This window comes from Streptomyces sp. HUAS MG56 (assembly GCF_058673395.1).
The window spans coordinates 8,555,271-8,581,867 of sequence record NZ_CM178722.1 but is presented as its reverse complement, the minus strand read 5'-3'; the positions used below and the strand labels follow the sequence as shown (position 1 = coordinate 8,581,867).

Annotated in this window: 22 protein-coding genes; 6 read left to right on the top strand and 16 right to left on the bottom strand. The window is 69.5% G+C overall.

What is annotated here, in order from left to right; genetic code table 11:
• Nucleotides 1-472 precede the first annotated feature (472 nt).
• The gene (locus tag AC4OXY_RS39770) at nt 473-1,432 is read left to right on the top strand and encodes a hypothetical protein (RefSeq protein WP_491992153.1); all 960 of its coding nucleotides are present in this window, start codon (nt 473-475) and stop codon (nt 1,430-1,432) included.
• Here the strand turns inward: AC4OXY_RS39770 and AC4OXY_RS39765 are convergent.
• From AC4OXY_RS39765 to AC4OXY_RS39755, 3 genes are all read right to left on the bottom strand, one after another.
• Entirely contained in the window at nt 1,406-3,778 is a 2,373-nt protein-coding gene (locus tag AC4OXY_RS39765) for a hypothetical protein (RefSeq protein WP_491992152.1), read from the bottom strand. The genes AC4OXY_RS39770 and AC4OXY_RS39765 overlap by 27 nt on opposite strands.
• Nucleotides 3,779-3,892: 114 nt before the next feature.
• Nucleotides 3,893-4,867 (bottom strand): magnesium transporter CorA family protein, encoded by a 975-nt coding sequence (locus AC4OXY_RS39760; RefSeq protein ID WP_362819781.1) that lies wholly within the window; start codon nt 4,865-4,867, stop codon nt 3,893-3,895.
• A 235-nt stretch (nt 4,868-5,102) separates the two neighbouring features.
• Nucleotides 5,103-7,718 (bottom strand): alpha-L-arabinofuranosidase family protein, encoded by a 2,616-nt coding sequence (locus AC4OXY_RS39755; protein ID WP_491992151.1) that lies wholly within the window; start codon nt 7,716-7,718, stop codon nt 5,103-5,105.
• A gap of 371 nt (nt 7,719-8,089) precedes the next feature.
• Between AC4OXY_RS39755 and AC4OXY_RS39750 the strand changes: the two genes are divergently transcribed.
• Nucleotides 8,090-12,148, top strand: coding sequence for a beta-galactosidase (locus AC4OXY_RS39750; protein WP_491992150.1), 4,059 nt, complete (start codon nt 8,090-8,092; stop codon nt 12,146-12,148).
• Nucleotides 12,149-12,329: 181 nt separating this feature from the next.
• Here AC4OXY_RS39750 and AC4OXY_RS39745 read toward each other — a convergent pair whose 3' ends face one another.
• From AC4OXY_RS39745 to AC4OXY_RS39710, 8 genes are all read right to left on the bottom strand, one after another.
• Entirely contained in the window at nt 12,330-14,489 is a 2,160-nt protein-coding gene (locus AC4OXY_RS39745; RefSeq protein ID WP_491992149.1) for an ATP-binding cassette domain-containing protein, read from the bottom strand.
• 796 nt (nt 14,490-15,285) lie between these two features.
• Nucleotides 15,286-16,113, bottom strand: a complete 828-nt coding sequence (locus AC4OXY_RS39740) for an alpha/beta fold hydrolase (RefSeq protein ID WP_491994713.1) — start codon at nt 16,111-16,113, stop codon at nt 15,286-15,288.
• A 154-nt stretch (nt 16,114-16,267) separates the two neighbouring features.
• The gene (locus AC4OXY_RS39735; RefSeq protein ID WP_356025685.1) at nt 16,268-16,675 is read right to left on the bottom strand and encodes a hypothetical protein; all 408 of its coding nucleotides are present in this window, start codon (nt 16,673-16,675) and stop codon (nt 16,268-16,270) included.
• A 111-nt stretch (nt 16,676-16,786) separates the two neighbouring features.
• Complete coding sequence (locus tag AC4OXY_RS39730; RefSeq protein WP_491992148.1) at nt 16,787-17,317, bottom strand: carbonic anhydrase; 531 nt, start codon at nt 17,315-17,317, stop codon at nt 16,787-16,789.
• A gap of 243 nt (nt 17,318-17,560) precedes the next feature.
• Nucleotides 17,561-17,908 (bottom strand): nitrile hydratase accessory protein, encoded by a 348-nt coding sequence (locus AC4OXY_RS39725; RefSeq protein ID WP_491992147.1) that lies wholly within the window; start codon nt 17,906-17,908, stop codon nt 17,561-17,563.
• On the bottom strand, nt 17,905-18,504 hold the full coding sequence (gene nthA, locus AC4OXY_RS39720) for a nitrile hydratase subunit alpha (protein WP_491992146.1): 600 nt from the start codon (nt 18,502-18,504) through the stop codon (nt 17,905-17,907). The genes AC4OXY_RS39725 and nthA overlap by 4 nt, the downstream gene beginning before the upstream one ends.
• The gene (gene nthB, locus AC4OXY_RS39715) at nt 18,501-19,172 is read right to left on the bottom strand and encodes a nitrile hydratase subunit beta (RefSeq protein ID WP_491992145.1); all 672 of its coding nucleotides are present in this window, start codon (nt 19,170-19,172) and stop codon (nt 18,501-18,503) included. The genes nthA and nthB overlap by 4 nt, the downstream gene beginning before the upstream one ends.
• Before the next feature lie 609 nt (nt 19,173-19,781).
• Nucleotides 19,782-20,225, bottom strand: a complete 444-nt coding sequence (locus tag AC4OXY_RS39710) for a MarR family winged helix-turn-helix transcriptional regulator (RefSeq protein ID WP_362819795.1) — start codon at nt 20,223-20,225, stop codon at nt 19,782-19,784.
• Nucleotides 20,226-20,333: 108 nt separating this feature from the next.
• On the opposite strand from AC4OXY_RS39710, the gene AC4OXY_RS39705 reads away from it, so the two are divergent.
• Nucleotides 20,334-21,263 (top strand): alpha/beta hydrolase, encoded by a 930-nt coding sequence (locus AC4OXY_RS39705; protein ID WP_491992144.1) that lies wholly within the window; start codon nt 20,334-20,336, stop codon nt 21,261-21,263.
• A 143-nt stretch (nt 21,264-21,406) separates the two neighbouring features.
• Here AC4OXY_RS39705 and AC4OXY_RS39700 read toward each other — a convergent pair whose 3' ends face one another.
• Together AC4OXY_RS39700 and AC4OXY_RS39695 are read right to left on the bottom strand one after the other, a co-directional pair.
• Nucleotides 21,407-21,643 (bottom strand): hypothetical protein, encoded by a 237-nt coding sequence (locus AC4OXY_RS39700; protein ID WP_491992143.1) that lies wholly within the window; start codon nt 21,641-21,643, stop codon nt 21,407-21,409.
• Nucleotides 21,644-21,888: 245 nt separating this feature from the next.
• The gene (locus tag AC4OXY_RS39695; RefSeq protein ID WP_376290498.1) at nt 21,889-22,818 is read right to left on the bottom strand and encodes an alpha/beta fold hydrolase; all 930 of its coding nucleotides are present in this window, start codon (nt 22,816-22,818) and stop codon (nt 21,889-21,891) included.
• An 87-nt stretch (nt 22,819-22,905) separates the two neighbouring features.
• Here AC4OXY_RS39695 and AC4OXY_RS39690 point away from each other — a divergent pair, with 87 nt between their 5' ends.
• Nucleotides 22,906-23,310, top strand: a complete 405-nt coding sequence (locus AC4OXY_RS39690) for a winged helix-turn-helix transcriptional regulator (RefSeq protein WP_491992142.1) — start codon at nt 22,906-22,908, stop codon at nt 23,308-23,310.
• Between the two features lie 174 nt (nt 23,311-23,484).
• Here the strand turns inward: AC4OXY_RS39690 and AC4OXY_RS39685 are convergent, their stop codons facing one another.
• Nucleotides 23,485-24,558, bottom strand: a complete 1,074-nt coding sequence (locus AC4OXY_RS39685; RefSeq protein WP_491992141.1) for an alkene reductase — start codon at nt 24,556-24,558, stop codon at nt 23,485-23,487.
• 114 nt (nt 24,559-24,672) lie between these two features.
• Here AC4OXY_RS39685 and AC4OXY_RS39680 point away from each other — a divergent pair, with 114 nt between their 5' ends.
• Nucleotides 24,673-25,098, top strand: a complete 426-nt coding sequence (locus tag AC4OXY_RS39680; RefSeq protein WP_376290494.1) for a MerR family transcriptional regulator — start codon at nt 24,673-24,675, stop codon at nt 25,096-25,098.
• Here the strand turns inward: AC4OXY_RS39680 and AC4OXY_RS39675 are convergent.
• Both AC4OXY_RS39675 and AC4OXY_RS39670 read right to left on the bottom strand, forming a co-directional pair.
• Nucleotides 25,057-25,446 carry an AQJ64_40280 family protein gene (locus AC4OXY_RS39675; protein WP_491992140.1) on the bottom strand — a complete coding sequence of 130 codons (390 nt, stop codon included), beginning with the start codon at nt 25,444-25,446 and terminating at the stop codon, nt 25,057-25,059. The genes AC4OXY_RS39680 and AC4OXY_RS39675 overlap by 42 nt on opposite strands.
• Before the next feature lie 145 nt (nt 25,447-25,591).
• Nucleotides 25,592-25,879, bottom strand: coding sequence for a hypothetical protein (locus AC4OXY_RS39670; protein ID WP_491992139.1), 288 nt, complete (start codon nt 25,877-25,879; stop codon nt 25,592-25,594).
• Nucleotides 25,880-26,119: 240 nt separating this feature from the next.
• Between AC4OXY_RS39670 and AC4OXY_RS39665 the strand changes: the two genes are divergently transcribed.
• On the top strand, nt 26,120-26,527 hold the full coding sequence (locus AC4OXY_RS39665) for a DUF3592 domain-containing protein (protein ID WP_362819805.1): 408 nt from the start codon (nt 26,120-26,122) through the stop codon (nt 26,525-26,527).
• Nucleotides 26,528-26,597 lie beyond the last annotated feature (70 nt).

Here is a 26,597-nt window from a genome sequence, read left to right as displayed (position 1 = left end):
GGAGCCGGTTACAATAAAACGCTGGCAGGGAGCAGGGAGCAGGGAGCAGGGAGCAGGGAGCAGGGAGCAGGGAGCAGGGAGCAGGGAGCAGGGAGCTTTCGGCCTCACGCGTGAGTGGCTCGTGCATGACGGGAAACTGATCCCGTCCGCGATCGTGCTGTCCCATCAGGAGCAACTCGAACGACTTGCTGAGGGGTGTCCTGAAGCTCTGCCGGTAGCTCACGTCGCGGGCGACCCCTGTCTCGACCAGTTGAAGGCCGGTCTCGCCTTCCGCCCGGCATATCGGCGCGCTCTCGGACTGCTGCCGCGCCAGCGTCTGGTCGTTGTGTCGTCGACGTGGGGCCAAGGCTCTGTCCTGGGATCGCCACAGACCGATGTGCTGCGGCGCACCCTCGCCGAACTACCGGCGGACGAATTCCGCGTGTTGGCGGCTGTTCATCCCAACGCCTGGTACGGGCACGGAGCCTGGCAGATGCATTCCTGGCTCGCTCCGCTGATCGACGCGGGTCTCATGCTTCCCCGCCCTGAGACGGAGGTATGGAAGGCCGCTCTGTGCGCTGCTGATTTCCTTGTCGGCGACCACGGATCACTGACGACGTACGGAGTCGCGCTCGGCATTCCCTGCGTTCTCGGCGCGTTCCGGGACCTGGTCGTCGCTCCTGGATCTCCGATGGAGCGACTCGGTGAAGTCCTGCCCCGGCTCGCCACGGCACAGCCGCTTCCGGCCCAGCTCGCGCGCGCCGCGCAAGCCCAGCGCGGCGATCCGGAACTGATCGCCCTGAGGCACCGCGTGACATCGGAACCCGGCAGGTCAGCGGCCCTGTTGCGGCGGCTCTTCTACTCCTGGCTGCGCTTGCCGGAGCCCTCCCGCCCCGCCGCGACTCGACCGATACCCGTTCCATCGGTCTCACCGCTCCACGAACGTCGCCTTCCCCACCTGCCCGCCATGCTGGTCACCACGACGTCGTACGACAGCGGCCTCGCGCCGGGCGTCCGCGTGCACCGTTTCCCCGCCGCGCTCCAGCGAAGGTGGAACACCCCCGTCACCGGTGCTCATCTGGTCGCCGACCCGGATGACCCCGACCTCCGGTGGCCCCGGTCCGCCGATGTCCTCGTGCTTCCGCACGAGCGGTATCCACAGCCCGAAGCGGTGAAGTGGTCCGACGTCGCCGCTCGGTTTCCCGGGTGCGGTCTCATCGCGGTGGAGGCGGCGGACCAGGGCTGCACCGTGCTCTTCGCCGACGACACCAGGCTGCGCGCGCACTGGGTCGACCGCACCGCTTCGACCTCGTACCCCCTCGCCGCATCAGCCGTCCACGCATGGGCGCAGATGTCTCCACTGCGACACCACCTGCGGGGCACCGTCCGGATCGAAGTCCGCGCGAGCGACCAGCTCCCCCCTGCCCTACTGGAGCTCGCCCCCGTTCCTTGAACCGGTCAGCCGTTCCCGCGCTTCCTCCGCGCGATTGCTGCGGGCTGCCGTGAACAGCTCCCGGGAGCACTCCCAATCGGCGGTCGCCCGGCCGTCGTCGCCCAGGTCCCGGTACACGTCGCCGCGGAGCAGATGAGCGGCGGCGAGAACGTAGGCGGAGTCCGCCTCGGCCAGTTCCGCGACCGCCTCGTCCAGAGCCCGGACAGCTTCGCCGGGCCGCCCGCAGGCACGCCGGTCCAGCGCGGTCCGTACCCAGCACTTGCCGACGTTGAGGGCGATGTCCTTGCCCGCGCCGAGTGCCTCGAAGCCTTCGCGCGCCTCCCGCAGGGCGCGCTCTGCGTCGTCGTGACGCCCCAGTGCGGTGTACGTGGCGGCCCGGTGATAGGCCAGCAGGGCGAGACCGCGGGGGTGGTTCACCCCGTCGAGCGCTGCCACGGCCTGGTCGAAGCGTGCGAGCGCGTGCTGCGGGCGCTTGAGCTTCTGCTCCAGGAGCGCCAGTCCTTCCCACGCACTCGACCGCGTACGCTGCTCCGCCTCGCTCCGATCGGGCGTTCCCGCACCGACGATGTCGAGTGCCGCTCCGAGATGTTCGCGGGCCCGGCTCGGGTCGCTCTCCTCCACGCTCCAGCGGTCCAGGTGTGCGAAGCCCAGCTGGTAGTGCATACGTGCCGCCGCCATGCGGTCACCGCACGCCAGGGCCGAGGCGAGGCCGACCTCGTGGGACTCGATCCACTCCGCGTGACTCGCTGTGCGGAGGTAGAAGGTCCACAACCCCTGGCACAGTCGCCAGGCCTCCATGTGCAGCCCGCTGTCGTGGGCGAGGTGCACAGCGGCGAGCAGTCCCGTGCGGCGGCGGGCGAGTTCGCGTTCCGTGTACGTCGCCCGTTCCCCGGTCGATCGCGCCTCGCCGGTATAGACGTTCATGGGGTCGTGTCGCCAGCGGGACGACAGTGCCGCCTCGCCCGACTCGGCCGTGTGAAGGTAGTGGCGCACGATCCGGCCGCGTACCCCGTCGCGTTCGGGCCCTGTCCCGTCCCGTTCCGCGACGGTCGCGGCGTGGTCGTGGACGAGCGGGTGCAGTCGATAGGTGTCGACTCCCTCTCGTTCCACGAGCCGGGCCGAGATCAGCGTCTGGAGACCGCGCCGCGCCGTGGAAGCGTCCCGGTCCGGCAGGAGCGCGTACACGGTGTCCATCTGGAAGTCGACGTGAGGCAGGATGCCCAGTCTCCGGTAGAGCACGGCCGTTCCTTCGGCCAGGTTCGCGTAGCTGACGTCGAGTGCGCCGGGCAGGTCCTGCGCGTCGTCCACGGTCAACAGCTCCTGTCGCGAGGCTCGATCCGCGAGAAGTGCGGTGATGTCCTCCAGGATTCCCGGCACGGGCGACTTCAACTGCCCCGCGATGAGCCGTACGGCGAGCGGCAGGCCGCCCAACTGCCGTACGACGGGCCGAAGCCGCTCGGGATTCTCGGTACTGCGGCTGACCTTCACGAGCAGTTCGAGGGCGTGCTCGTCGTGCAGGGGCGCGACCTCGACCGGTTCGAAGTCCAGCAACGACTCCAGCCCGGTCGGCACCTGCTGACCGGTCATCAGGAGCACGGTGTGGGGCGAGTCCGGGAGCAGCGGGCGGACTTGGGCGAGTCTGGTGACGTTCTCCAGCAGAACGACCATCCGCCGGCGGCGAAGCTGCCCGCGCACCTCCGACGCCTTCTGCTCCAACCCGGCGGGGCGCTCCTCGCGAGGGACACCCAGCTGCTCCAGCCAGCGCTCCAGGATCGCGGCCAGATCGGCGGGCCGGCCCCGTTCGTCCGGTGCCAGATCGGCCTGGAGGACCTCTTCCGGTAGCGCGTCGCGGTGGGACTGGAGCCAGTGGCGGGCCGTGGTGCGCTTGCCCACTCCCGGCAGGCCGCAAAGGAACAGCGCCGTCATGTGGTGCGCCGTGGTGCACCGCGCCCAGTAGGCGTTCATCGCCTGGAGTACGGCGGTGTTGTTGACGTAGTGGAGGATGTTGGCGAACGCCACCGGGGCGGGACTCCGCTCCACCACCTCTCCGACGACCGCCCGCATCCGGTCGGCGGCCTCGGGGTGCTGGGCGAGCAGGCTCTGGAAGCGCTGCGTCCAGGCCCCTTCAGCGGTGGCCACCGCGTCCTCGTCACCGGTGCGGCGCGCGTCGAGCAACTCCTGCCGCAGACGTTCAAGTGCCTCTTCGGCTGCCGCTTGTCCGTCGGAGCCGCCTCGGCCGAGGAGCGTGGCGAACTTCTTCTTCCCCCACCCCCACAGATCCTGCACCGCCAGTGTGGTGAGGCTGCTGGCGCCCATGGCCGCCAGAGCCATCAACTCGGCTTCCACCGTTCTCCCCCATGCTCCGGTCGCTCGTCGTGTGCCGACGGGAACAACCGTAGAGATCGTTCCAGCGATCTGGCACGTGAAACGGGAGGGAACGAGCCAAGCCGTTGCAGTGGGTCATATCCAGTCTTTACGTTTGAAGACCCAGTAGAGCAGCACGGACGCCACGACCATGACACCGGTGGACGTGAGGAAGCCGACATGGGTGTTGACTCCGGGATACGGAACGTTCTGCCCGTAGAAGCCGGTGACCGCCGTGGGCACGGCCACTATCGACGCCCAGCTGGTGACCTTCTTCATGATCAGGTTCATGCGATTGCCCTGAACGGTCAGATTGGTCTCCATGATGGACGTGATCATGTCCCGCAGTGACTCGGTCCACTCGGTGGCCCTGAGGACGTGGTCGTACACGTCCTGGTAATAGGGAAGCAAGGGCTCGGCGACGATGTGCAAGTCACGCCGGAGGAGGCTGTTGACGACCTCCCGCATCGGCAGCACCACGCGGCGCAGCTTGGTGAGGTTCTTGCGCAGTGCGTAGGAATCCCGCTGGACGGAGTCCATCTGCTCGCGTCCCTCGTCGAAAAGCAGGTCCTCCACCGCTTCGATACGGTCGTCGAGGTCCTGCACGGCGGCGAAATGTCCATCGACGATGTGGTCGAGGAGTCCGTGCAGCAGGAATCCCACTCCGTACTTGGCGAGATCGCTGTTGTTGTCCCAGCGTTCGACGACCTTCTCGATGTCGAACCGGTGGTCGGGGCGGATGGTGATCAACGCTGTGGGCGTGATGAACACCGACAGTTCGCTTGCGGTCAGCCGCCCTCCGGTCTCGTCCGCGCTGATGGCGTAGGCGCTGAGGAAGGCATGGGTGCGGTAGCGGTCCAGCTTCGGCCGCTGATGCTCGTGTCGCGCGTCCTCCACCGCGAGCTCGTGCAGACCGAACTCCTCGCTGATCATCGCGAAGTCGGCGGAGCACGGATCGCACAGGTCGAGCCAGACCGCCACGTCCGGATCGTTCACGTATTCCGAGATGTCAGCGGTCGGAAAGTCCTCCAGGATGAGGGAGCCGTTGCGGTAGAGACGTGTACGAGTCATGGCGACGCACCATAAGCCGCCTCGGTAAGAAGCCCCGTGAGTGTGGCGGATCCCGCAGTCGACGGCGAGGGTCTTGCCGGACCCTCCTGCTTCACGCCCCCGCCGCGGGCGGCGTGCTCCCGGACCGCGGCCCGGCCACGGCCGGCCCGTCACCGGGTGGTGCCTGCTCGGCCGACGACCCGGCGCCTGACGACCGCGCAGTGTGCGGGCCGTGCCGGCGCCGGGCAGTGAGCGGTCAGGTCAGGTCGAGTTCCAGTACGGTGACCGAGAGCGCGGGCACGGTACTGGTGAAGGACGCTGCCGCGCCGGTGACGGTGCTCGTCCTGGGCACCAATGTGTCCGGTTCCGTCAGCGTGTTGGTGGCGGTGCGCGAGGTGCCGGTCAGGACCGTCGCGGTGGCACGCCTCTTGACCCCTCTGGCCAGCCCCTTCAGTTCGACCGGCACGCTCACCTTCTGCGTCCCGCAGTTGACGACCGCGAGGTGGAGGCGGTTCCCGGAGCGGGTGGCCACGGTGGCGAGGCCGGGCAGCGCACGTGCGGTGGCGGGCAGCACCGTGGTGCCGAGCCTGCTCGTCAGCATGTGCTGTGCCCAGTAGCTGGGCGACACGTAGCTGGTGAGGTTGTCGTAGGCGATCAGGTTGGTGGCCCAGACGTTGTTCCTGACGTGTGAGAAGAGCGGCGCGTAGCACTCCATGAGGACCTGGTCCGAGTTGCGGATCAGTCCCGCCAGCCAGGCCGCGTCGCCGAGCGCCGCGTTGAGGTCGGGTGTGGGGCGGCCCTCCTGCGCGGCCCACTCCCCGACGAACACCTTCGTGGAAGAGCGGTCCCGGTTGTCGTACTTGTGGGTGGCGGCCTGGGCGGCGGACGGCGCGAGGTAGTAGTGCTCGTCGATCAGGTCCGGCGTGCGGCTCGTCACGGGCGTCGTGGCGATCAGCTTCAGATGCGGGTACTTCGCCTTGATCGCGTCGTGGAAGGCCGCGAACCGCTCGTCGTACGACCCCGAGGAGTCGAACCAGTCCTCGTTGCCGATCTCCACGAACTCCAGCGGGAACGGCTCCGGATGTCCGTCTGCGGCACGTCGTGCGCCCCAGGTGCTGGTGACGGGGCCGGTGACGTACTCGATCTCGTCGAGTGCGTCCTGGACGAACGGCCCCAGCGCGTGACCGGTGACGTGTTCGCCCTTGAGCGAGTAGCCGGCGTAGACGGCGAGGACCGGCTGGGCGTGCATGTCCTCGACCCATTCCAGGTATTCGAGGAGTCCGAGGCCGTCCGTGGACCAGTAGCCCCAGGCGTCGTCCATGTGGCCCGGGCGCTCCCAGACCGGGCCGATGGTGTTCTTCCAGTTGAACCGTGTCGCGACGGTGTTGCCCTCGACGAAGTTTCCGCCCGGGAAGCGCAGGAACTTCGGCTTCAGGGCGACCAGTTTGTCCATCAGGTCGATGCGCAGGCCGTTGGGCCGGTCGTTGTAGGTGGGCGGGAAGAGGGACACGTGCTGGAGCCACAGGGTCTCGCCCGCGGCGGCGGGGTCGGCCGTGGTGACGGTCAGCCTGGCGTCCCCGGTCACGGGGGGGCGCGAGCCGGTCCGCAGGGTCAGCTCGAACGGGCGGCGGGGAAAGGCGGTGCCGATGTGGGGCACATGGGCGGAGGCGTACACCGTCTTGCCGTCCGCCGACTCGATGGCCACCCTGAGCGGGCCGACACGTCGCGACGCCTTGGCGAACAGTCGGGCGGTGTAGACGGTTTCGGGCCGCACCGGTATGCCCCAGAAGCCGTCGTTGGCGACACCGGCCCGGCTTCCCGCCCCCGTGCTGCTCGGCAGCACGACCTTGAGGGACCGGTCGAGCGCGGCATTGAGCGGGGTGTCGGTGTCGAGTGCGAGGGTCGCCTCGCCGACGGCGGACCAGTGGAGGGGCGTGGTGTCGCTGGCCATCATCGAGCGGTTCTGCACCAGTTCGGCGTAGATGCCGCCCTCGCCGGAGTGGTTGATGTCCTCGAACATCAAACCCGGCAGGACGGGGGACACGGCGTGCGCGGGGTTGCCGACGTCCACGCTCAGCAACGGCGTCGTGTTCTCCACCGGGACCCCGGCCAGCGCCGCGACCTGCTCGGGGGCGAGGGCGGACGGGAACATCCACACGTCGTCGATCAGCCCGTGCCACTGGTCGACGTGCCCACCGCCGTAGAGGGCGCGGCCGACGGCGGTGTCGCCGCTGCCGGCCCAGCCCGCGCTGTAGGCGGTCTCCCCCTCCAGCACGCCGTTGACGTAGAGGCGGATGACGCCGGCGGTCGGGTCGCTGACCCCGGTCAGGTGGGTCCAGGTGCCGGTGGTGGGCGCCGAGGCGGCTGCCGCGACCGCGGCGTTCTGGGTGGCGTCCGAGCCCAGCCGGGCGAAGGCGAAGGTGCCGGTGTCGTCGCGCAGCCCCAGGTAGAAGGAGCTGACGACCTTGCCGTCGATGCTGACGGCGGTCTGGTAGCCGCCGAGTTGGGCGAGGTTGACCCATGCGCCCACCGTGAACGCCCGGGAGGTGTCGAGGGCCGGCCCGGACGCGGTGGCGTTGCCACCTACCGTGAGGTTCAGGCTGTGCGCGCCGGCCTTGCCGGTGCCCCAGCCCGCCGCGCCCTGGAGCGTCGCGGTGCGACCGGTGCCGGAGGAGTCGGCGGCAGTGGTGCCGGAGCCCTCGTCGAAGGTCCAGTGGGCGGCCGCCGCGGGGAGCTCCGCGGCGGTGGCGCGCGCGGTCGTGCCGGTGAGTTCGGCGGCCCCGGCGGGAGCCGCGGCGAACGTCCCCGCGAGGGAGGCGGCGCCCAGGACGGTGAGGACGGTTCTGCGGGGCACTCCGGCATCTGAAGGCATGCGGCTCATTCCTTCGTTCGATATTCCGTACGATGGTCGACACTTCGAGCAGAGGGATCTTAGGGTGCCGACGAGCCCCGTCAACACCCCTTGCACAGCAATGCTTTTCAGCCCCCGCCGACCTCACGGCCCTCACAAGACAACGGTGTTCGAGGTCTTGCGCCGCCCTCGCCGACCCGCAACACTCCTCACACCAACAGATTCGCACATAATTCAAACCTCTGAAGCCACGAGTTCTGGTGCAAGTGGTTGGTATTCGGGGGGCGATCAGCTTGCTGGAGGACCAGATGAAGGCTCATGGCCCGGGTCGCCGGGCAGTCAGACGTCGCCTGGCGGTCGCCGCGACCATCGCCCTGGTATGCGGAGCGGGCATGGGCGCACAGCCCGCGGCGGGCGCCGTCCCGGCGTCCTCCGCCGCGCCGGCCGCGGCCTCGCCCGCGGCACACTCGGTGACGTACGACGGCTACTCGTTCATGATCGACGGGAAGCGGACGTACCTGTGGTCGGGAGAGTTCCACTACTTCCGGCTGCCCAGCCAGGCCCTCTGGCTCGACACCCTGCAGAAGATGAAGGCGGCGGGCTTCAACGCGGTGTCGCTCTACTTCGACTGGGGCTACCACTCCGCGGCACCCGGCGTCTACGACTTCACCGGCGTCCGCGACGTGGACAAGCTCCTCGACATGGCCAACGACCTGGGCATCTACGTCATCGCCCGGCCGGGCCCGTACATCAACGCCGAGGTCGACGGGGGCGGCTTCCCCGGCTGGCTCTCCACCACGGCGGGCAACACCCGCACCTCCGACCCCGAGTACCTGAAGTACAGCGACGAGTGGCAGACGCAGATCGACCGCATCATCAAACGCCACCAGCTCACCGACGGCACCGGGTCGGTCATCGAGTACCAGGTGGAGAACGAGTACTACCACGGCTCGGCGGCCGGCCGTACCTACATGAAGCACCTGGAGGACAAGGCGAAGGCCGACGGCATCACCGTGCCGCTGGTCGGCAACAACAACGGCACCTTCAACTCCGGTGACGCCGCCCTGGACGTGGACGGCGCCGACTCCTATCCGCAGGGCTTCAACTGCTCCGATCCCACCAAGTGGAACGGTGTCCCCGACATCAGCTACGACCACGCGGCCGGAAAGCCGCTGGCAACCGCCGAGTTCCAGGGCGGCGCCTTCGACCCGTGGGGCGGCCCCGGCTACGACAAGTGCGCCCAGCTCATCAACGACCGGTTCGCCGACGTGTTCTACAAGCAGAACATCGCGGTCGGCGCGACCTCGCAGAGCTTCTACATGACCTACGGCGGCACCAACTGGGGCTGGCTGGGCATGCCGGAGAACTACACCTCCTACGACTACGGCGCCGCCATCCGCGAGACCCGCCAACTCGACCCCAAGTACGACCAGGACAAGCTGATCGGCTACTTCACCCATGCCGTCACGCCCCTGACCAAGACCGACGCGCTGCCCGCCACACCCACCGACAACCCGAAGATCGTCGACACCGCGCGCGCCAACCCCGACACCGGCACGCAGTTCCATGTCCTGCGGCACGCCGACTCCACCGCCACCAGCAGCGACAGCGCCCATGTGACGATCGACCTCGGCGCCCACACCGGGTACACCTACGACGACCCGGACCCGGCCCTCACGTACACCGGCGGCTGGTCGCACGTCGGCGCGGAGCAGAACTACACCGGCGGCGACTACCAGCACACCGAGTCGTTCTCGAACACCGCCGGCGACACCGTGTCCGTGCCCTTCACCGGCACCGGCGTGAAGTGGATCAGCAACCTCGACACGAACCACGGCATCGCCGACGTCTACCTCGACGGCACCAAGGTCAAGACGGTCGACACCTACGGCGCCGCCAAGCAGAACCAGTACGTGGCGTACCGGGCGAGCGGTCTCACCAAGGGACCGCACACCCTGAAGATCGTGGTGACCGGCACCAAGGACGCCGCGGCCTCGGGCAGTTTCGTGACGGTCGACGCCGTCGACGTGACCACCGGCTCCGCCGCGACGGCGCCCGTCTACACCGTCCCGCAGCAGCCCGGCACCGCCCTCACCCTGGACGGCCGCGAGTCCTCGGTCATCGTCGCGGACTACGACCTGGGCGGCAACCGCCTCCAGTACTCCACCTCGCAGATCATGACCGACGCCACGATCGCCGGACGGGATGTCGCGGTGCTCTACGGCGACCACGGCTCGGACGGCGAGACGGTCCTGCACTACGCGTCCAAGCCGACGGTGACCTCCACGGGCAGCACCGTCACCTCCACGTGGGACCCGGCCACCGGCGACCTGCGCCTGAACTACCGGCACACCGGCCTGACCCGGGTCACCGTCACCGCAGGCTCCCACCCGCTGCTCCTGCTGCTCGCCGACACCGCGACCGCCAAGACCTTCTGGCGGCAGGACACCGCGGCCGGCCCGGTGCTGGTCCGCGGCACACACCTGCTGCGCGGAGCTGAATCCAGCGGCAGGTCCCTGCGTCTGACCGGCGACACCGGCACGGACGGTTCGGTCGAGGTGTTCGCCGACGCCGACTCCCTGACCTGGAACGGCACATCGGTGCGCACGACGGCCTCGGCGGACGGCAGCCTCACCGGCACCGTACCCACCGCCGCCCCCGTCACCCTGCCGGCCCTCACCGGCTGGAAGCACATGCAGGAGTCCCCCGAGGCACAGCGCGGCTTCGACGACTCCACCTGGCAGGTGGCCGACCGGACCACCACCCACAGCACCACACAACCAGGCAGCCTCCCCGTGCTGTTCGCCGACGACTACGGCTTCCACACCGGCAGCACCTGGTACCGCGGCAGGTTCACCGGCACCGGCAAGGAGACCGGCATCACCCTGGCCGCGCAGAGCGGCGGCCGGGCCGCAGCCTCCTCGGTCTGGCTCAACGGCACCTTCCTCGGCAGCTCCACCACCGATGGCCAGAAGACCTACGGCTTCCCGGCCGGAGCGGTCAGGACCGGGGGTGACAACGTGATATCCGTGCTGACGGTCAACATGGGGCACGAGGAGGACTACAACGAGTCCAACGGCAACAAGGCCGCCCGCGGCCTGACCGGCGCCCTCCTCGACGGTGACCCGCTGAACACGGTCACCTGGCGGCTGCAGGGCGTCCGTGGCGGCGAAACCCCCGTCGACACCGTACGCGGCCCACTGGCCACCGGCGGCCTGTACGGTGAACGGGCCGGCTGGATGCTGCCCGGCTACCCCACCGGCGACTGGACCCCGACCAGCCTCCCCGCCACCGACACCGCCCCGGGCGTCTCCTGGTACACCACCGACGCCGCCCTCGACCTGCCCAGGGGACAGGACACCTCGCTCGGCCTGACCATCACCGACGACCCGTCGCGCAAGTACCGCGCCGAGATCTACGTCAACGGCTGGGACATGGGCAACTACGTCAACTACCTCGGCCCGCAGCACAGCTTCCCCGTCCCCGACGGCATCCTGAACCCGAACGGGAACAACCGGATCGCCATCGCCGTATGGAACCTGGACGGCTCCACCGGCGGCCTCGGCAAGGTCGCGCTGACCGACTACGGAACCTACGCGTCCTCGCTGAGGGTCCCGCAGAACGACAGCCCGCGCTACGACCGGACGCGGTACGCCATGCCTGCCGCGCCGGGCGCGCGCCTCACCCTGAACGCGCCCGGGTCGGCCGGCGCCGCACAGCACTTCACCGCCACCGCGACCTTCCGGGTGCCCGCAGGCGCACCCGCGGCCTCCGGCGTGACGGCGCACCTCACCGCACCCGACGGCTGGACGGTCTCCCCCAAGCCCAAGCCCACGCCCACCGCGGCTCGACGGATCCCGCCCGGCACCTCGGTGACCTTCAGCTGGGACGTCACCACCTCCACCGGCATGGCGAAGACCAACACGCTGAAAGCCACCGCGGCGTTCGTCCAGCGCCACCGGTCCGCCACCGCCGCCGACGAGCGGATCGTCGCCACCGTCCCACCCCCGCCACCCGCCGGGACCGACCAGGTCAGCGACCTGCCGTTCCTGTCGGCCAGCAACGGCTGGGGCCCGGTCGAACGCGACCAGAGCGTCGGCGGCACCGCGGCGAACGACGGCACACCGCTCAAACTCGGCGGCACCGTCTACGCCAAGGGCCTGGGCACCAACTCGCCCAGCGACGTCATGGTCTACCTCGCCGGGCAGTGCAGCAGGTTCACCGCGACCGTGGGCGTCGACAACGGTGACCCCGGCACCGTCACCTTCTCCGTCCTCCTCGACGGCAAGGTGCTCACCACCACCCCTGTCCTCAACGGCAAGTCGGCGCCCCTCACCCTCGACGTCCCCGTCCCCGGCGGGCAGGTCCTCGACCTGTCCGTCGGGGACGGCGGCGACGGCAACGGCAACGACCACGGCGACTGGGCGAACCCGGTGCTGACCTGCGCATGACCTCGGGACGAGTGGTGCGCCGGGCGCCGGACAACCGGCGCACCACCGAGCCGCGGCCCTCTGCCACCGCCACACCCGACCGTTGGCCTGCGGCGCGTACGGCCCACCCGCGTCAGCCGTTGTCGGTGCGACCCCCGGCCCGGACGACTTCATCACTGGGCTTCTCCGCGGGGCCGACCGGTCAGCCTCGGCGCATGACCAGCGGCTCATGGCGTCGGAGGAGCACCAGCACCACGACGATGCCGACCAGCCCCAAGCCCTCCAGCACTCCCGAATCCAGCCACCATTGGTGGGCGGTGTGGACCCACAGCGGATCAGCGGAGTGAGGGTGTTTCTCGTCCGTGGGCGGACCGATCCGGCTCAGATCGATGGTGGCCGCCTGTGCGGCGACCGCCCAGCGGGACGGGGCGAGCCAGGAGAGCTGATTCAGGCCCATCTGGTTGAACAGCGGGAAGACCGCGCCGCTGAACATCACCTGGACGACTGTGGCGAGCACCAGCAGGGGCATGGTCTTCTCGGCGGTGCGCACCAGGGCGGAGATGATCAGGCCGAGCATCATCGAGGTGGTGGAGAGCAGTACCACCACCAGCACCAGCTCGATCTCGGACGGTGTGGTCACCAGTCCCACCGTCGGCAGTCGACGGCCGGCCAGTCCGATCGCGACCACCATCAATCCCTGTACCGCGGTGATCAGCCCCAAGACCATCACCTTTGCCAGGACGTAGGCGGACCGGGACAGCCCTATGGCACGCTCCCGCTGGTAGACCACGCGCTCCTGGACCAACTCGCGCACCGAGTTCGCGGTACCGGTCAGACATGCGCCGACTGCCAGCACCAGCAGGACGGGCTGGGCGTCGACGTTGTAGTTCGGAACACAGGACACCGCCTTCACGCAGCTCTGTGTGGCGGCCATGAAGCCGTACTGAGCGGGCACTGTCACGCTGAGCACCCCCATGATCAGGGGCAGGGCGAGCAGCAGACCCGCATGGCCCCGGTCCGCTGCGATGACCGAGAAGTTGCGGCGCATCAGTGTGGTGAACTGGGAGCGCCAGCTCGGCGGACGAACCGATGGGGTACCGGAGGACTCCCGTGACCCGCTCCCCGCCTTCGGTCGTTTCCGCGGCTTCTTCAGTTTCTCCTGTTGCTCCGGATCCCCCGCATCAGGGTTCTTGTTCTGCGCTCCGTCGTCCGGTGCGTCGGTACTCCGGGCCGCCAACTCCTCCATCACCGCGGCGTAGGTGTGGTGGTGGATCGATTCGCGGTAGCGGGCCGCCCAGTCCCGATCGGGATGAAGGTCGAAGGCCTGGAAGACATCCGCCCAGTCGTCGTAGCCGAAGAACTCCAACGCGTAGTGCGACGGGCCGAAATACGCGGTACGGCCGCCCGGCGCGAGGACCAACAGGCGATCGCACAGATGGAGGTTGGCGACGCTGTGCGTGACCACTGCGACGCGGCGGCCACCGTCCGCGAGACCGCGCAACATGTGCATGACCTGCCGGTCCAGCCCCGGGTCGAGGCCGGAAGTCGGTTCGTCGAGCAGCAGCAGAGCGGGTTTGGTGAGCAGTTCCATAGCGACCGAGACACGTTTGCGCTGCCCGCCGGAGAGCGCGGTGATCCGAGTGTCCATGCGGTCCGAGAGTCCCAGTTCCTCAAGTACCTCCTTCACGCGCTCTTTCCGGGCCGCGGCATCGGTGTCGCGCGGGAAACGCAGCTTGGCTCCGTAGTTCAGTGCTTTGCGCACGGTCAGCTGCGGGTGGAGGACATCGTCCTGCGGGACAAGAGCCACGCGCTGGCGGAGTTCCGCGAAGTGCGTGTAGAGGTTGAGGCCGTCGTAGAGCACCTCGCCCTCGTCGGCGGGCTGGTAGCCCGTCAGCGCCCGCAGGAGGGTGGACTTACCGCAGCCGGAGGGCCCCACGATGCCCACCAGGGACTTCTCAGGAAGGTCGAGGCTGACCTGACTGAGCAGGGTCTTCGCCTCACCACGCTGACGCACCCGGACCGTCAGGTCCCGGGCGGTGAAAGAACTTGTGCCTCCGTCGGGGCAGACCAGCCGACCGTCAGTCAGATGAAGTCTGGAATGGCCGATCACCACGGTGTCACTCGGGCCGAGCACGTGCCGGGCAACCTGATGGCCATTGACATACGTGCCGTTGGAACTGTCGAGATCCGCGATTTCAGGCTCGCCCTCGCCCGTCTGCCGCAGCACCGCATGGTACTTGGAGACCATGGGGTCCGGTACGACGAGGTCATTGTCGGGTGCGCGGCCTATTCTGAGGACCCGCTCGGCGTTCGACGACGTCTTATCTGTCATTCCCTGAGCGCCAGTCCTGTTCAGCAGCATATAGAGGCATGCATGGCGCGCGTAAGTCGAACCGCGCCACCGGGACGCGTGACCGCCCCCGGCTCCTGTGGCCGACAGAGTAACCCTTCAACTCTCAGGGCAAGTTCATAAATTTACTTACGTTTCACAATCCGGCGATCTCTCGCTAAAACGGACAGGTGGTCTGCTGGGTCCTGCCGTCGTACGCGGGTCGGACGGCACCGGTTACCAGGGCGAGGAGGCGGGCCTGCCCACCCGGGCGTCCGGTCCGTACCGTGCCGGGGACCACGCGGTCGGAGGGGCCGCGGTCGCCTTCCTCGGGCGCCAGGGCTCGTGGACGCCGCACCGTGCACAGCCAGCAACTCACGTCATTCTCACCGACTGCCAACCCAAGATCCGGACCGGTCCCGGGCCCGGGCACCGTGCGCAACCCTGCTGGCCGCTCCACCGACTTCGGCGAGGAGCTGAGGCAACGGCGTCTGGACGCCGGACTCGGTCTCACCGCACTGTCTGTCGACCATGGTCGCCACGACCGCTTCCGGCGTGCCGGCCACAGGAGTGACGAGCAGGATCGACGAGGAGGAGTGGAGGATGCAGTTGTCACCGGACGGTTCGAGCTGGTTCCAGCCCGTGGGTCGCGTACCCGCTCGCAGTGGTCAGGAAGCTCGCGGTCAGCAGGCGGGCCCGGTTGTGCGACCGGCGCCCGTGTCGCAGTTGCCGCATCGCTGCCCGGTCGGGCTCTGCGGACAAGAGCGATGCTGATACCGGCATTCTCACCGGCAGCCTGGCTGTCATCGGAGCGCCCGAACCACGCCGGTCAGCCGCGGGCGAATGCGAGGAGGTCGGCATTGAACCGTTCGGCGAACTCGGGGACCATCGACAGACCGTGCGGCGCACCCGAGTAGACCGTGAAGGTCACGTCCTTGACGAGCTGTGACGATTTCTGCGCGGAGGCCACGATGGGCACGATCTGGTCGTCGTCGCCGTGAATGATCAACGTGGGAATGTCGAACGTCTTCAGGTCCTCGGTGAGGTCGGTCTCCGAGAACGCCTTGACGCAGTCGTAGGCGGCCTTGATGCCGACCGTCATGCTCCAGAGCCAGAACTCGTCGCGGGTTCCCTGGGAGACGGTCGTTCCTTCGCGGTTGGCGCCGTAGAAGGGGGCACTGAGGTCCTTGTAGAACTGGGAACGGTCCGTCAGCACGCCTTTCCTGATCTCGTCGAAGACCTCGATCGGCAGCCCCTCCGGATTCGCATCCGTCTTGAGCATCAACGGGGGGATCGCACCCAGCAGGACCGCCTTGGCGACACGGCCCGTGCCGTGCCGACCGATGTAGCGCGTGACCTCTCCGCCACCGGTCGAGTGACCGACCAGGATCATGTTGCGGAGGTCGAGGGCCTCGATGACGGAGGCGAGATCCTCGGCGTACGTGTCGAGGTCGTTCCCCTTCCAGGGCTGGCCCGAGCGGCCGCCTCCGCGCCGGTCGTGGGCCACGGCCCGGAAGCCGTTGTCCGCCATCAGCATCAGCTGCGGATCCCATGCGTCCGCGGTCAGCGGCCAGCCGTGGGAGAAGACCACCGGCTGACCCGATCCCCAGTCCTTGAAATAGATCTGCGTGCCGTCCTCGGCAGTGGCGAAGGCCATGATCGCCCTCCAACACTTGTCCGGAATTTTCGCTTCATCAGAATTCGGCGCACGGGCCGCAAGGGGAATGTCACGCCACGGCCGGCAGCGGACGCAAAAGGTGACGGAGAGGCCGACAGCGGAAGCGGCCGATGAGCGCGTCGTATCAGCCACGCTACTCGCAAAGCCCCACTCCAGCGCGCCGGGCAGACCACGGCGACCGGACAGGACGCTCGGCGTTCACCGCCAGCCCGTCCGGCGACGCGCCGGTATCGAACAGCAGCGTGCAGCTCGCGTTCCCGCTGTGGACGGTGACCAGGGCGGAGAAGCCGTGCTCGGCACGCAGCCCCGCGAGGGCCTCGCCGCCGGCGAACTGCCGCGCGGCGGTCCGCCCGGCGTCCACCGACGCCCTGGCGACGCCTTCGGCAGGGGCCAGCAGGGCGTCGAAGGTGTTGTCGACCATCGTCGTGACCCTGACCTCGTCGACCTCGGGCAGTGTCACCGGGTCGACAGCCGGTCCCTCCGCGACGCGAGGCGCCGACCACGCCGCCTCGGCCGCCGAGTGCCCGTGATCGTCGCACATGCTAGAAAGCGCCTCCCCGCCGATACGACCGGCCAGGGAAGCAGATCCCGGTACAAGCCGCAGGCCCACAGCGGTCGTGCCGGCCGGACCGGCCGCGGGCGCCGTGCGGGGTCATGCTTCCACCCGCGCGGGCGGGACGACGATCTCGATGAGCCCGGTGGCCACGTCGTACACGAGCCCTGAGACGATGGCTCCGGCCCGAAGCTCCTGCTTGAGGATGCCGACGTCGACGCGGACGGCGGTGACAGGGTCGGTGACCGCCCGGGCGTCCAGGTCCCCGGCCGGAACGTCGAAGTAATCGGCCAGCAGCTCGGGGAACGCGGCCAGGTCGGTGATCCCGCAGTCGGTGTGGTGCAGGACCGCATAGTGGACGTCGCCCGGGCGAGGGCCGGCCGTGCGGGCCTGCACGACCTTCGAGAGCATCTCCAGCGTCCGGAGTGTCGCGGGCGTGACCCGACCTCCGACGTTGCGGATCACCGCCGCCTCGCCGAGCTTGAGCCCGAGCACGTCGGAGGGGTCGACACGTGGGTCGACGCAGCCGATGACCGTCAGGCTGCCACTGGGCATGAGCTTGAGGCCGGCGAATGATCCGCCGTCGGCGAATCCGGCGTTCCGCTTGGCTAGCTCGTCCGTGTCGATCACTGTGACGGCAACCCCTTGTCGCTCTGATCCTCCCCCCCGGTGACGCCGACGGCGACCTCCGGTTGCCGCCAATCCTGGCCCGCCGTCGCCTCCCATGCCACTCGGCCTTGTGCCGGGCCGCCGGCCACTCGCGCGCGGGTGGCGACTTCGGTGACCCCGAGCGGCGCCTTTGCGTTCACCCGTCCCGAAAGCTCCCGGATGATCGACTCGCCGGCCGGGAAGTCTGCCCGGAAGGGGCCGGAGTCAGCGCGCGTGGTCACGGTGGTCGTGACCCGGGGAGCGTTGTGCCAGGGTTTGGGCACGTGCGATGACCTCGTCCGTGGACACGGCGCTGAGGCCGGCGAGTACGTCCTCCAGGGCGCCCAGCCATAGTCGGTAGTAGGGGTAGGGCTCGTCGTGCTCCCGTGAGGCCGTCCAGGCGGCGATCCGGGCGATCAGCGCGGTCTGGAATTCCGGCCAGCTGACGACGCCCGCCTCGTACAGGGTGACGGCCATGCCGAAGGCTCGGCTTTCCCACGGCTCGGCGAACACCAGCTCGCCGTTGGAGCGGGGAGGTGCTGCCGGGCCCTCGATGTCCAACGGCGCGCTCACGGTGTCGCCACCTTGGCTACGCCGACCATCGCATCCCTGGTGATCAGCGGCACGAGTTCTTCTTCCGTGAGGCGCTCGGTGCCGGGCGGGCGCTCGGGCAGTACGAGCCAGCGCACCTCGCTGGTGGAGTCCCGGACGATGATCTGCACATCGTCGTCGAGCGTGAGTCCCATCTCGGCCAGCACCGTGCGCGGCTCCCTGACTACGCGTGCGCGGTAGGCGGGGTCCTTGTACCAGCTCGGCGGCAGGCCGAGGACCGGCCACGGGTAGCACGAGCACAGCGTGCACACCACGACGTTGTGGGTGGTCGGGGTGTTCTCGACCACGACGATGTGCTCGCCCTGCTGTCCCGAGAAACCGAGTTCCTTGATGGCGGCGGTGCCGTCTTCGAGCAGACGCCGCCGGTAGTCGGGGTCCGTCCACGCCCTGGCGACGACCTTGGCACCGTTGAGTGGACCCACGCTCGTCTCGTAGCGGGTGATGATCGCGTCCATGGCCTTCGGGTCGATCAGGCCGCGCTCGGTGAGCAGTTGTTCGAGCGCCTCGGTGCGCAGCGCCACGGAAGGGCTCTCGTCGGAGCCGCCGGTGGGGGTCATGCGGTCGTCTCCAGATAGCTCTCGTACATGTCCACGATGACGGTGAAGGGTTCGGCGTCGGAGCCCCATAGTTCGCGTGAGTCGAACCGCACCGAGTAGACGTGTTGGGGGTTCTCGCCCATGAAGTGTGCGTTGGTGTCCGGCAGCACATGGGCGGGCTGGATGATCTCGACGACGCCGCTGTGTCCCCGGACGTAGCGCGGCAGTCGAGTGTGCCCGGGCACGGACATGTCCCTGGCACGTACACGCTCGCCTACGCCGAAGGCCGGTGAGGTCTCCACGGACCGCAGTGAGCCCTCGGCGGTGGGTGTGTACCGGGGCAGGGCAGGTATGGGGACCGGTGGCTCCTCCACGTGTTCGCCGTGCAGGTTGCGGGCGCGGGCCTCGACCGCACCGGGCGCCAGGACGGAGTGTTCGGTGAGCATCAGTTCTCCGGCGTTGAGCCATCGCCCGAAGTAACCGTCGTCCAGGTAGGCGGCGCGGTCCAGGCGCTCCAACGCGTGCCGGAAGGCATCCGTGTTGACGCCGCCGCAGGCAACGCGGCTGGAGAGAATCGCCAGCGCGAATGCCTTGCGCTGCCAGTCCTCCGCGAAGACGCGCTCCTCGCGGTCCGGTGGATGAACGTGTCCCCAGCCCTGGGTGCCTCCCATGTCGGCAATTCCGTCCATGGCATAGCCTCCCATTTGCCGCAGAAGCGGACACGCAGTTCCATCGTATTCGGCTGATATCCGTGACGTCGCGCCGTACGCCGTACTGCCATCCGTTCACTGCGGTCGGCGACGGGGCGGCGTGGCGCGGGCATGGGCCCGACGCTGCCGGCGCTCGGGCGGCGGGGGCCGGCCGCCCAGGACCGGTTCACGGGCTCGCGCCCGCGGCAAGCCGGACGGTGGCGGCCCTTCCCGTTGTCGCTCGGTGGGTCGGGCAGACCCGGGTCCTCGATGGGGCAACGGCTGATCCGGAAGGCGAGGGCCCGCTCTGTCGTGCCGGCGGGCACGGTGTGGCCGTACTCCCCGGAGCCGCTGTATACACCCGACCACCGTGCGCTGACCTGCCGACCGCCGGTGGTGCCCTCGGCGGCGGAGTAGGGACTCCGCGTGCACCGGTGCCACCTCACCCAACGGTGTGCTCGCCGCGTATATCCACCGCCCGCGTACCGGCGTCCTGTTCACCGCCGGGCAAGTGGCCGGCCGGCTCGGCTCCAGATGGGGCTCGCGGGCCCCGTACGAGGCGTTCCGGACTGCCGACGGCCGGCTGGCCGTCGGCACACCTGCTGTCACTCAACTCCGGGGGTCGGGGCCCGTCTCAAGGGTTGCGCGAAGGGTGGCCAGGGTCGAGGCGATGCGGGCCAGGTCGTCGGGAGGAACCGCCGCGGTCAGTGAGTTGAGCTCGCTTTCGACAACGGGGCGGGAAGCGGACAACTGCTTCTCACCCGCGGATGTGAGGCGGAGGACGGACGAGCGACGGTCCTGGGGGTGCGCGACCCGCAGGCACCAGCCCGCAGCGACCAGCCGGTCGACCGCCTTGCTGACGGCCCCCACGGTGATCGCCAGTTCGCCGACGATGTCGAGCACGCGGCACCCCGGCACGCGGTCGATGATCTCCAAAAGCTCGAACTGTCCCAGCCCCAGCCCTAGTTCGGCGCGCAATCGGGCGCTCACCGCGTTGTAGAGCCGGGTCTCGACGCGGACCAGATCGGAGAAGATCGGGGTGACGTAGCTCACATTCGCTCCAATAGATTCCCGGGAAGCATCTTCCCTGTAATCCGGTTGGGGTCAGGCAGGTGGATTCCCAGGAATCCATCCTCGCACCCCGACCCATGGAGGCCCCGCATGTCCCGACAGCAGCGCGACGCCCTGGACGCCATACTCCGCTCCGCCCCTCGCAGCGAGACGCGGCCCACTCCCGAGGAGCAGCGCAGCGGTTTCGCCGCGGCTGTCACCCGCCCCGCGCCGGAGGGCGTGATCACCCGCAGGACCGTCCTGGGCGGGCGGCCGGCCCTGGAGCTGGAGCCGGCCGAAGCCTCCGGCCGCGGCCGACTGCTCTACCTGCACGGCGGCGGCTACGTCATCGGCTCACCGGACACCCACGCAGGGCTGGTCGGTGAACTGGCCCGCCGCGCCGGGCTGCGCGCGACGTCGGTGGACTACCGGCTGGCGCCCGAGCACCCTTTCCCCGCGGCTGTCGACGACGGGCTCGCGGCCTACCGGGAACTGCTGGCGTCGGGCACCGACCCACAGGACCTCGTCATGGCCGGTGACTCCGCCGGTGGCGGATTGAGCATCGCCACACTGCTCGCCGCCCGGGAGGCCGGGCTGCCGCAACCAGCCGCCGTGGTCGTCTTCTCCCCCTGGGCCGACCTCACCCTCGCTGGAGGAAGCATCCGTTCCAAGGAGAGCGCCGACCCCATTTTCACCGAGGCCGACGTGCGCGCCTACGCCGATCTCTACGTCGGCGCAGGCGACAGGGCGCACCCTCTGGCCAGTCCGGTGTTCGCCTACCTCACCGGACTGCCCCCACTCCTCGTGCAGGTCGGGGCGAACGAGGTGCTCCTCGACGACGCGGTCCGGCTGGCCGGCCGCGCGGGCGCCGACGGAGTCGAGGTCACGCTCGAAGTCGGCCCCGGTCTCCCCCACGTCTTCCAACACCACTACGGCCGCCTCGACGAGGCGGACGCCGCACTCGACCGCGCCGCCCGCTTCCTCACCGCCCACCTGAGCGCCGGGCGCCCTGACGCAGACCATCTCGAACCGGTCCACTGACACCGACCCCGGCGGCCTCCACGGGTTCGATTTCAGTGAGTTCAACGCCTCTGCGAGGGCATCGGCGTGCTGGACGGCACCGGGTCCCGCTCTTCTTGCCGAGTGTGGGGCGACGAGCTCCTGAAGTCGGGACATGTGACGGGCTACTGCCAGGAGGCCCGGCTCCAGTTGGCTGCGGTGGTCTCTCCGGGAGCGGCCGAGGGCAGGGAGTTTGCGGCTCTCCGGCTCGCCCGGTGCCAGAGGTCCGGGATCCCGAGAAAGCCGGCGGCCTCTTCCAGCGTCATGCCGGCGGCGATCATCACGAGTTGGACGGCGACGAAGCGGCGCAGAGCAACTCCGCTGCCCACCGCCTGCGCTGCGGGACGCACTCGGACTCGCATCCCGCCCGGAATGATCGGAATGAGGTGAGGACCCGGCCGGCTTGCCGGAACGCGCCACCGGCACGATCGTGGAGGCGGCGGGGGCGCACATCCGCCCGTCTGCTCCCCACAGCCGGGCACTCCCAGCGCCGATGCACTGGTCCTGCTGCGGAGCCCGGCCGGTGACACGCTCACCGAGGATCCTGTCCCCGGCGTCGAGGCCCCCCGGCCCGCTGACACCGCCGCGGTGCGTGGGGCCGCCGCCGTCACACGGCGACGTCGGCGTCCAGGAACGGCTGGATCAGTGCGAGCAGGGCCTCGGGGCGATCCAGCGGGATGATGTGACCGCAGTCCTCGATGACATGGCCGGTCAGGTCGTCGGCGATCGGGCGCAACTGCTGTTCGAGCGCGGCACCGACAGGGTGTGCCCCGATGGCCATGGTGGGCATCGTGAGCCGGGCCGTCATGGTGGCATCCCTGATCTGCCGGGCGCTGCCCGGCAGGGCGCGGTAGTAGGAGAAGGCGCGGCGCAAGGCGTCCTCGCCGGTGTAGGCGGCGATGAACGCCTCACGGAGCGCGCCGGGTACGCCGCGACCGAGCGTGCCGTTGTCGAGGAACCAGCCGATGTAACGGTCCTCGTGGCCGGTCAGCACGGATTCCGCGAGACCGGGCTCGGAATGGAATCCGAACCACCATCGGGGTCCGCCCGCCGTGGTCTGCCCACTGCTCGGCAGGCCGCCGAGCAGCGCCTCCATCAGCACCAGGCGCCGGACGAGGCCGGGACGCCGCAGGGCGAGCAGGAAGGCGGGAGGGCCTCCCGCGTCGATGCCGGCCACCGCTACGTCCGTCACGCCGAGCGCCTCCAGCAGGCATTCGGCGTCCCGCGCGAGCGTCGCGGCGTCGTAGCCCTCAGCCGTGGCCTCCGTGCCGGACGCAGCCTTGTCGGTGCGCAGCCACCGCATGTCCGGCGCGATCACCCGGTGGTGCCGGGCCAGCGGGCCGACGACCGCCCGCCACACTTCCCAGGTGTGCGGGAAACCGTGCAGCAGCAGGAGGGCGGGGCCTTCGCCGGCGAGGGCCACCTCACGGGTCATGCCGCCCGCCGTGACGGTCCGTATCTCCACGTCCGGATCGAGGTCTGGACCGGTGGTACGGCTGGCGGGCGAGGGGGTGTGAGGCGTCACATCTGCTCCCATGGCAGTAACTATTGGTTACAAGATGAAAGTAGGTGACTAGGCTCGACGTACCAAGACGGCACTTTCCCGAAAGATGGTGAGCTCCGGGTGACCACCCCAGCCACGGGCCCCGCCGCCGCGCGCGGGGACCTCTTCGATCCGGACTGCCCGACGCGTCGGCTGCTCGACAGGGTCGGTACGAAGTGGACGTCCATGGCGATCAAGGTGCTGTCCGAGGCCGCTCCGCAGGAGGTGCGGTTCGCCGAGTTGCAGCGCAGGATGCCCGGCGTGTCGCAGAAGATGCTGTCGGCCACCCTGAGGAGCCTTACTCACGACGGCCTGGTCTCCCGCCGTGTCGAGCCGACCGTCCCGCCGCGCGTGCACTACCGGATCACCCCACTGGGGCTGTCTCTGGAGGTGCCGCTCGCCGCGCTCCGCTCCTGGACCGAGGAGCACATGGCCGAGATCGACGCCAACCGACGTACCGAGCGGGACGGAACCGGCGAGGGCTGAACCGGTTCCGTCTCCCGACGGGTTCCGCGGTCGACGCTGCCGCGTGGCCCTGTTTCACCCGGTCAGCGCCACGCGGCCGCGTACTCCATCCGGCTTCCGCTGACGTGCGCCATGCGGCCGCAGTGGGGGCGCGTGGCCGGCCGGGCCGTCTGTGTCGACCCGCCCGCATGGGCGTCAGGCCGTGTGCTGGTAGGCCGGATAGGTGAGGTAACCGGTGTCGCCGCCCTGGTAGTACGTGGCTTCGTCGACGGGGGCGATCGGCAGGCCGGTGCGGAGGCGTTCGACGAGGTCGGGGTTGGCGAGGAAGCCGCGGCCGAAGCTGATCAGGTCCGCGCCGAGGCCCAGCCAGTGGTCGGCTTCCGCGCGGCCGGTCTGCTTGGGGCCCATCGGGAGGACCGGATTGACGATCAGGGTGCCGGGCCAGGCGCGGCGCAGGCCGATGAGCACCTCCTCGTCCGTGGTCATCTCCAGGTGGACGTAGGCGAGTTGGAGCCGGGCCAGTTCCGTCAGCAGCGCGGTGTTGAGGGTGAGCGCGTCGGTCTCCTCGACGCCCCAGAAGCCGCCCCCCGGGGAGAGGCGGATGCCCGTCCTGGCCGCGCCGATCGCGTCCACCGTCGCGGCCACGGCCTCTACGGCGAACCGGATCCGGCCCGCGACCGTGCCGCCGTAGCGGTCCGTGCGCCGGTTGGCGTTGGAGGAGAGGAACTGGGAGATCAAGTAGCCGTTGGCACCGTGGAGTTCGACTCCGTCGAAGCCCGCGTCGATCGCGCGGCGGGCCGCCTCGGCGTACGCGTGGGCGTGCTCGGGCACCTCGGCGGTGTCCAGTGCGCGGGGTGTGGGTGCGGGCTGCGGGCCGGTCGGGGTGAAGACGTCGCCCACCGCGGCGATCGCCGAGGGGCCGACGGGCTGGTGGCCGGTCGTGTCGGGGTGCGAGACCCGGCCGCCGTGCATGAGCTGGGCGAAGATCCGTCCGCCGTTGATGTGTACGGCGTCGGTCACGGCACGCCACGAGGCGGCCTGCTCCTCGGTGTGCAGTCCGGGCGTGCCCGGGTTGGACTGCCCGATGAGGCTGGGCTGCACACCCTCGGACACGATCAGTCCGGCTGTCGCGCGCTGCGCGTAGTACGCCGCCATGGACGGTGTGGCGAGGCCGCCGGACGCGGCCCTGACGCGGGTCATCGGGGCCATCACCATCCGGTTGGGCAGGGTCAGGTCGCCGAGTCGGTAGCTGCTGAACAACCTCGTCACGTCGGGCTCCTCCGTCTGTATCGCGTGCCCGGATGCCGGGCACAGCGCTACGCTAAAACCTGACATGGATGTCAGAGGCAAGCGCTGTGGCGTGGTTCACCAAGGGAGGCAGTCGTGCGGATCGGCGAGCTCGCGGCGCGTACCGACGTCAGCGTCCGGTCGCTGCGCTACTACGAGGAGCAGGGGCTGCTGACCAGCAGCCGTAGCGCCAGTGGCCAGCGGCATTACACGGAGGCCGAGGTGGAGCGGGTGCGATTCATCCAGCGCCTGTACGCGGCGGGTCTGTCCAGTCGTACGATTTCCGAGCTGCTGCCCTGCGTCGACACGCCCAGCGAGGGCAACTACGACGCCGCTCTTGAGCGGATGGCACAGGAGCGCGACCGGCTCTCCGAGCACATCGACGAACTCGTGCGGACCCGGACCGCGTTGGACGTCCTGATGGCCACGGCCCGGGCCCATCGGGAGAGCCACGCGCTCGCTCAGGGTGTCCGCTGTGCGTCAGGTGACGGGGCGAGCGCCCCACGCGTTCTGGAGAGCTGACCGCACGCCTTCCCCAAGAACCAGGTGCGTCATGCCGCCTGGCAGGGTGGGCAGCTCAGCCCAGTGAGTCACGGTCTCATCACTGGCAAGGCCGAAAGGCAAACGGACAACCCCGTCGGAATCGACGAAGCAGTCCCTGTGCTCCGCCCCGTCCTCACTCCAGTGCACAGTCGTGAAGACCATCGGCCTCACCAGCCAGAATTCCTCACCCAACGCCGTATCGGCCGCGGACTCAGCGGCGATGTCAGCTGGATACCGGCCCGTGATCGCCGCTGCCACCGGTGTACCGTCCCGAGGCAGCCTCTCGCGTGCGTCGACCCACGTCACCACGGTGTTCGGATTCGTCATCTCCACCCTCACTCGCGCACTCGGCACATCGTCTTCCACCCCCGAACCGGCGCCCGGCAAGGGCACTGCCCCGACCCCGGCATCCGGCAAGACCGAGCGGCGCGCGCGAGGGTTGCTCAAGCCGGAACGAGCACGGCCGGCGGCATCAGGAGCGTTCCGGCCCGTTCGTCTCCTCGGTGGCTGCGGTCCGGGCGCGACGGCGGCTGAGCAAGGTGCCTCCGGCGATCACGAGGCCGATGGCGATGACCCTGGCGGCCTGGTAGTAGCCGGACGCCGACTCCTCCGGGGTGCCGGGCAGCCGGAAAAAGGCCCACGCTGCGGCGAGCCCCCCGAAGACGATCAGTGCGACAGCCCCCCACGTCCCGAGGCCCGCCCACCAGGGCCCCGGGCCGTAACCTCGCCTGTCGGTCTGCTCAACGTCCTTGTCGGCCACGTCTGTTCTCCTGGGCGTGTGGTGGCGGTCGCGCGGGAAGACGCGGGCCGGGGGCGGAAGGTTCACCGGGCCGAACGTTCCCTGCTGAAGCCGGCATCCGGCCGGCCGGCGAGATCTCCCGTCGCCCGACCCCGGCGTTCCAGGAGTCGGGCCATCCGGTGCTGCAACCGCCTTTCCGGGTGCCGCGTCTCCTCGACTGCGAGGAACTCGGCGTGCCGGACGGAACGGGAAGAGCGGTCGATGTCGAACGGAACTACGGGCGCGGTGCTGTGTGCTTTGGCAGCCGTGCTGCTCTTCGCCGTCGCGTGGCGGGAGGCGGCTGTGGTGCGGCGGCTGCGGCGGGACGGCATTCGCGCGCGAGGCGTCGTGGTCGACAACACGCGGGTCGCCGAGGACGACGGGCACATCTGGGTGCCGGTCATCGCCTTCCATGACCAGCAGGGACACCGCGTGGAGTTCTCGCCCCGGATGCGGGGGACCGGGATGGGCCTGGAGACCGGGCGTGAGGTTCCGGTGGTGTACGAAGGTCGGCACCCCCAGACGGCACGGGTGCGCATGTGGCGGCACATGATGGGGACGGCGGTGTCCCTGCTGCTGGGCGGGATGGTCTTCCTCGGTGCCGGTGTACTGATCGTCCTGACGAAGTGACCGCTTCGTCCGGCAGCGGCCCATGGCGGTGCTGCGCGCGGCCCCGGCGTCTTCCGGCCACCCCCTTCCT

Coding starts and splice junctions, on each gene's coding strand:
- AC4OXY_RS39675 (WP_491992140.1), bottom strand. CDS start 25,446: ATGACGAATCCGAACACCGTGGTGACGTGGGTCGACGCACGCGAGAGG.
- AC4OXY_RS39735 (WP_356025685.1), bottom strand. CDS start 16,675: ATGTGCGACGATCACGGGCACTCGGCGGCCGAGGCGGCGTGGTCGGCG.
- AC4OXY_RS39740 (WP_491994713.1), bottom strand. CDS start 16,113: ATGGCCTTCGCCACTGCCGAGGACGGCACGCAGATCTATTTCAAGGAC.
- AC4OXY_RS39755 (WP_491992151.1), bottom strand. CDS start 7,718: ATGCCTTCAGATGCCGGAGTGCCCCGCAGAACCGTCCTCACCGTCCTG.
- AC4OXY_RS39750 (WP_491992150.1), top strand. CDS start 8,090: ATGGGCGCACAGCCCGCGGCGGGCGCCGTCCCGGCGTCCTCCGCCGCG.
- AC4OXY_RS39760 (WP_362819781.1), bottom strand. CDS start 4,867: ATGACTCGTACACGTCTCTACCGCAACGGCTCCCTCATCCTGGAGGAC.
- nthB (WP_491992145.1), bottom strand. CDS start 19,172: ATGGACGGAATTGCCGACATGGGAGGCACCCAGGGCTGGGGACACGTT.
- AC4OXY_RS39695 (WP_376290498.1), bottom strand. CDS start 22,818: ATGGGAGCAGATGTGACGCCTCACACCCCCTCGCCCGCCAGCCGTACC.
- AC4OXY_RS39665 (WP_362819805.1), top strand. CDS start 26,120: ATGTCGAACGGAACTACGGGCGCGGTGCTGTGTGCTTTGGCAGCCGTG.
- nthA (WP_491992146.1), bottom strand. CDS start 18,504: ATGACCCCCACCGGCGGCTCCGACGAGAGCCCTTCCGTGGCGCTGCGC.
- AC4OXY_RS39770 (WP_491992153.1), top strand. CDS start 473: ATGCATTCCTGGCTCGCTCCGCTGATCGACGCGGGTCTCATGCTTCCC.
- AC4OXY_RS39700 (WP_491992143.1), bottom strand. CDS start 21,643: ATGCGAGTCCGAGTGCGTCCCGCAGCGCAGGCGGTGGGCAGCGGAGTT.
- AC4OXY_RS39705 (WP_491992144.1), top strand. CDS start 20,334: ATGTCCCGACAGCAGCGCGACGCCCTGGACGCCATACTCCGCTCCGCC.
- AC4OXY_RS39745 (WP_491992149.1), bottom strand. CDS start 14,489: ATGCTGCTGAACAGGACTGGCGCTCAGGGAATGACAGATAAGACGTCG.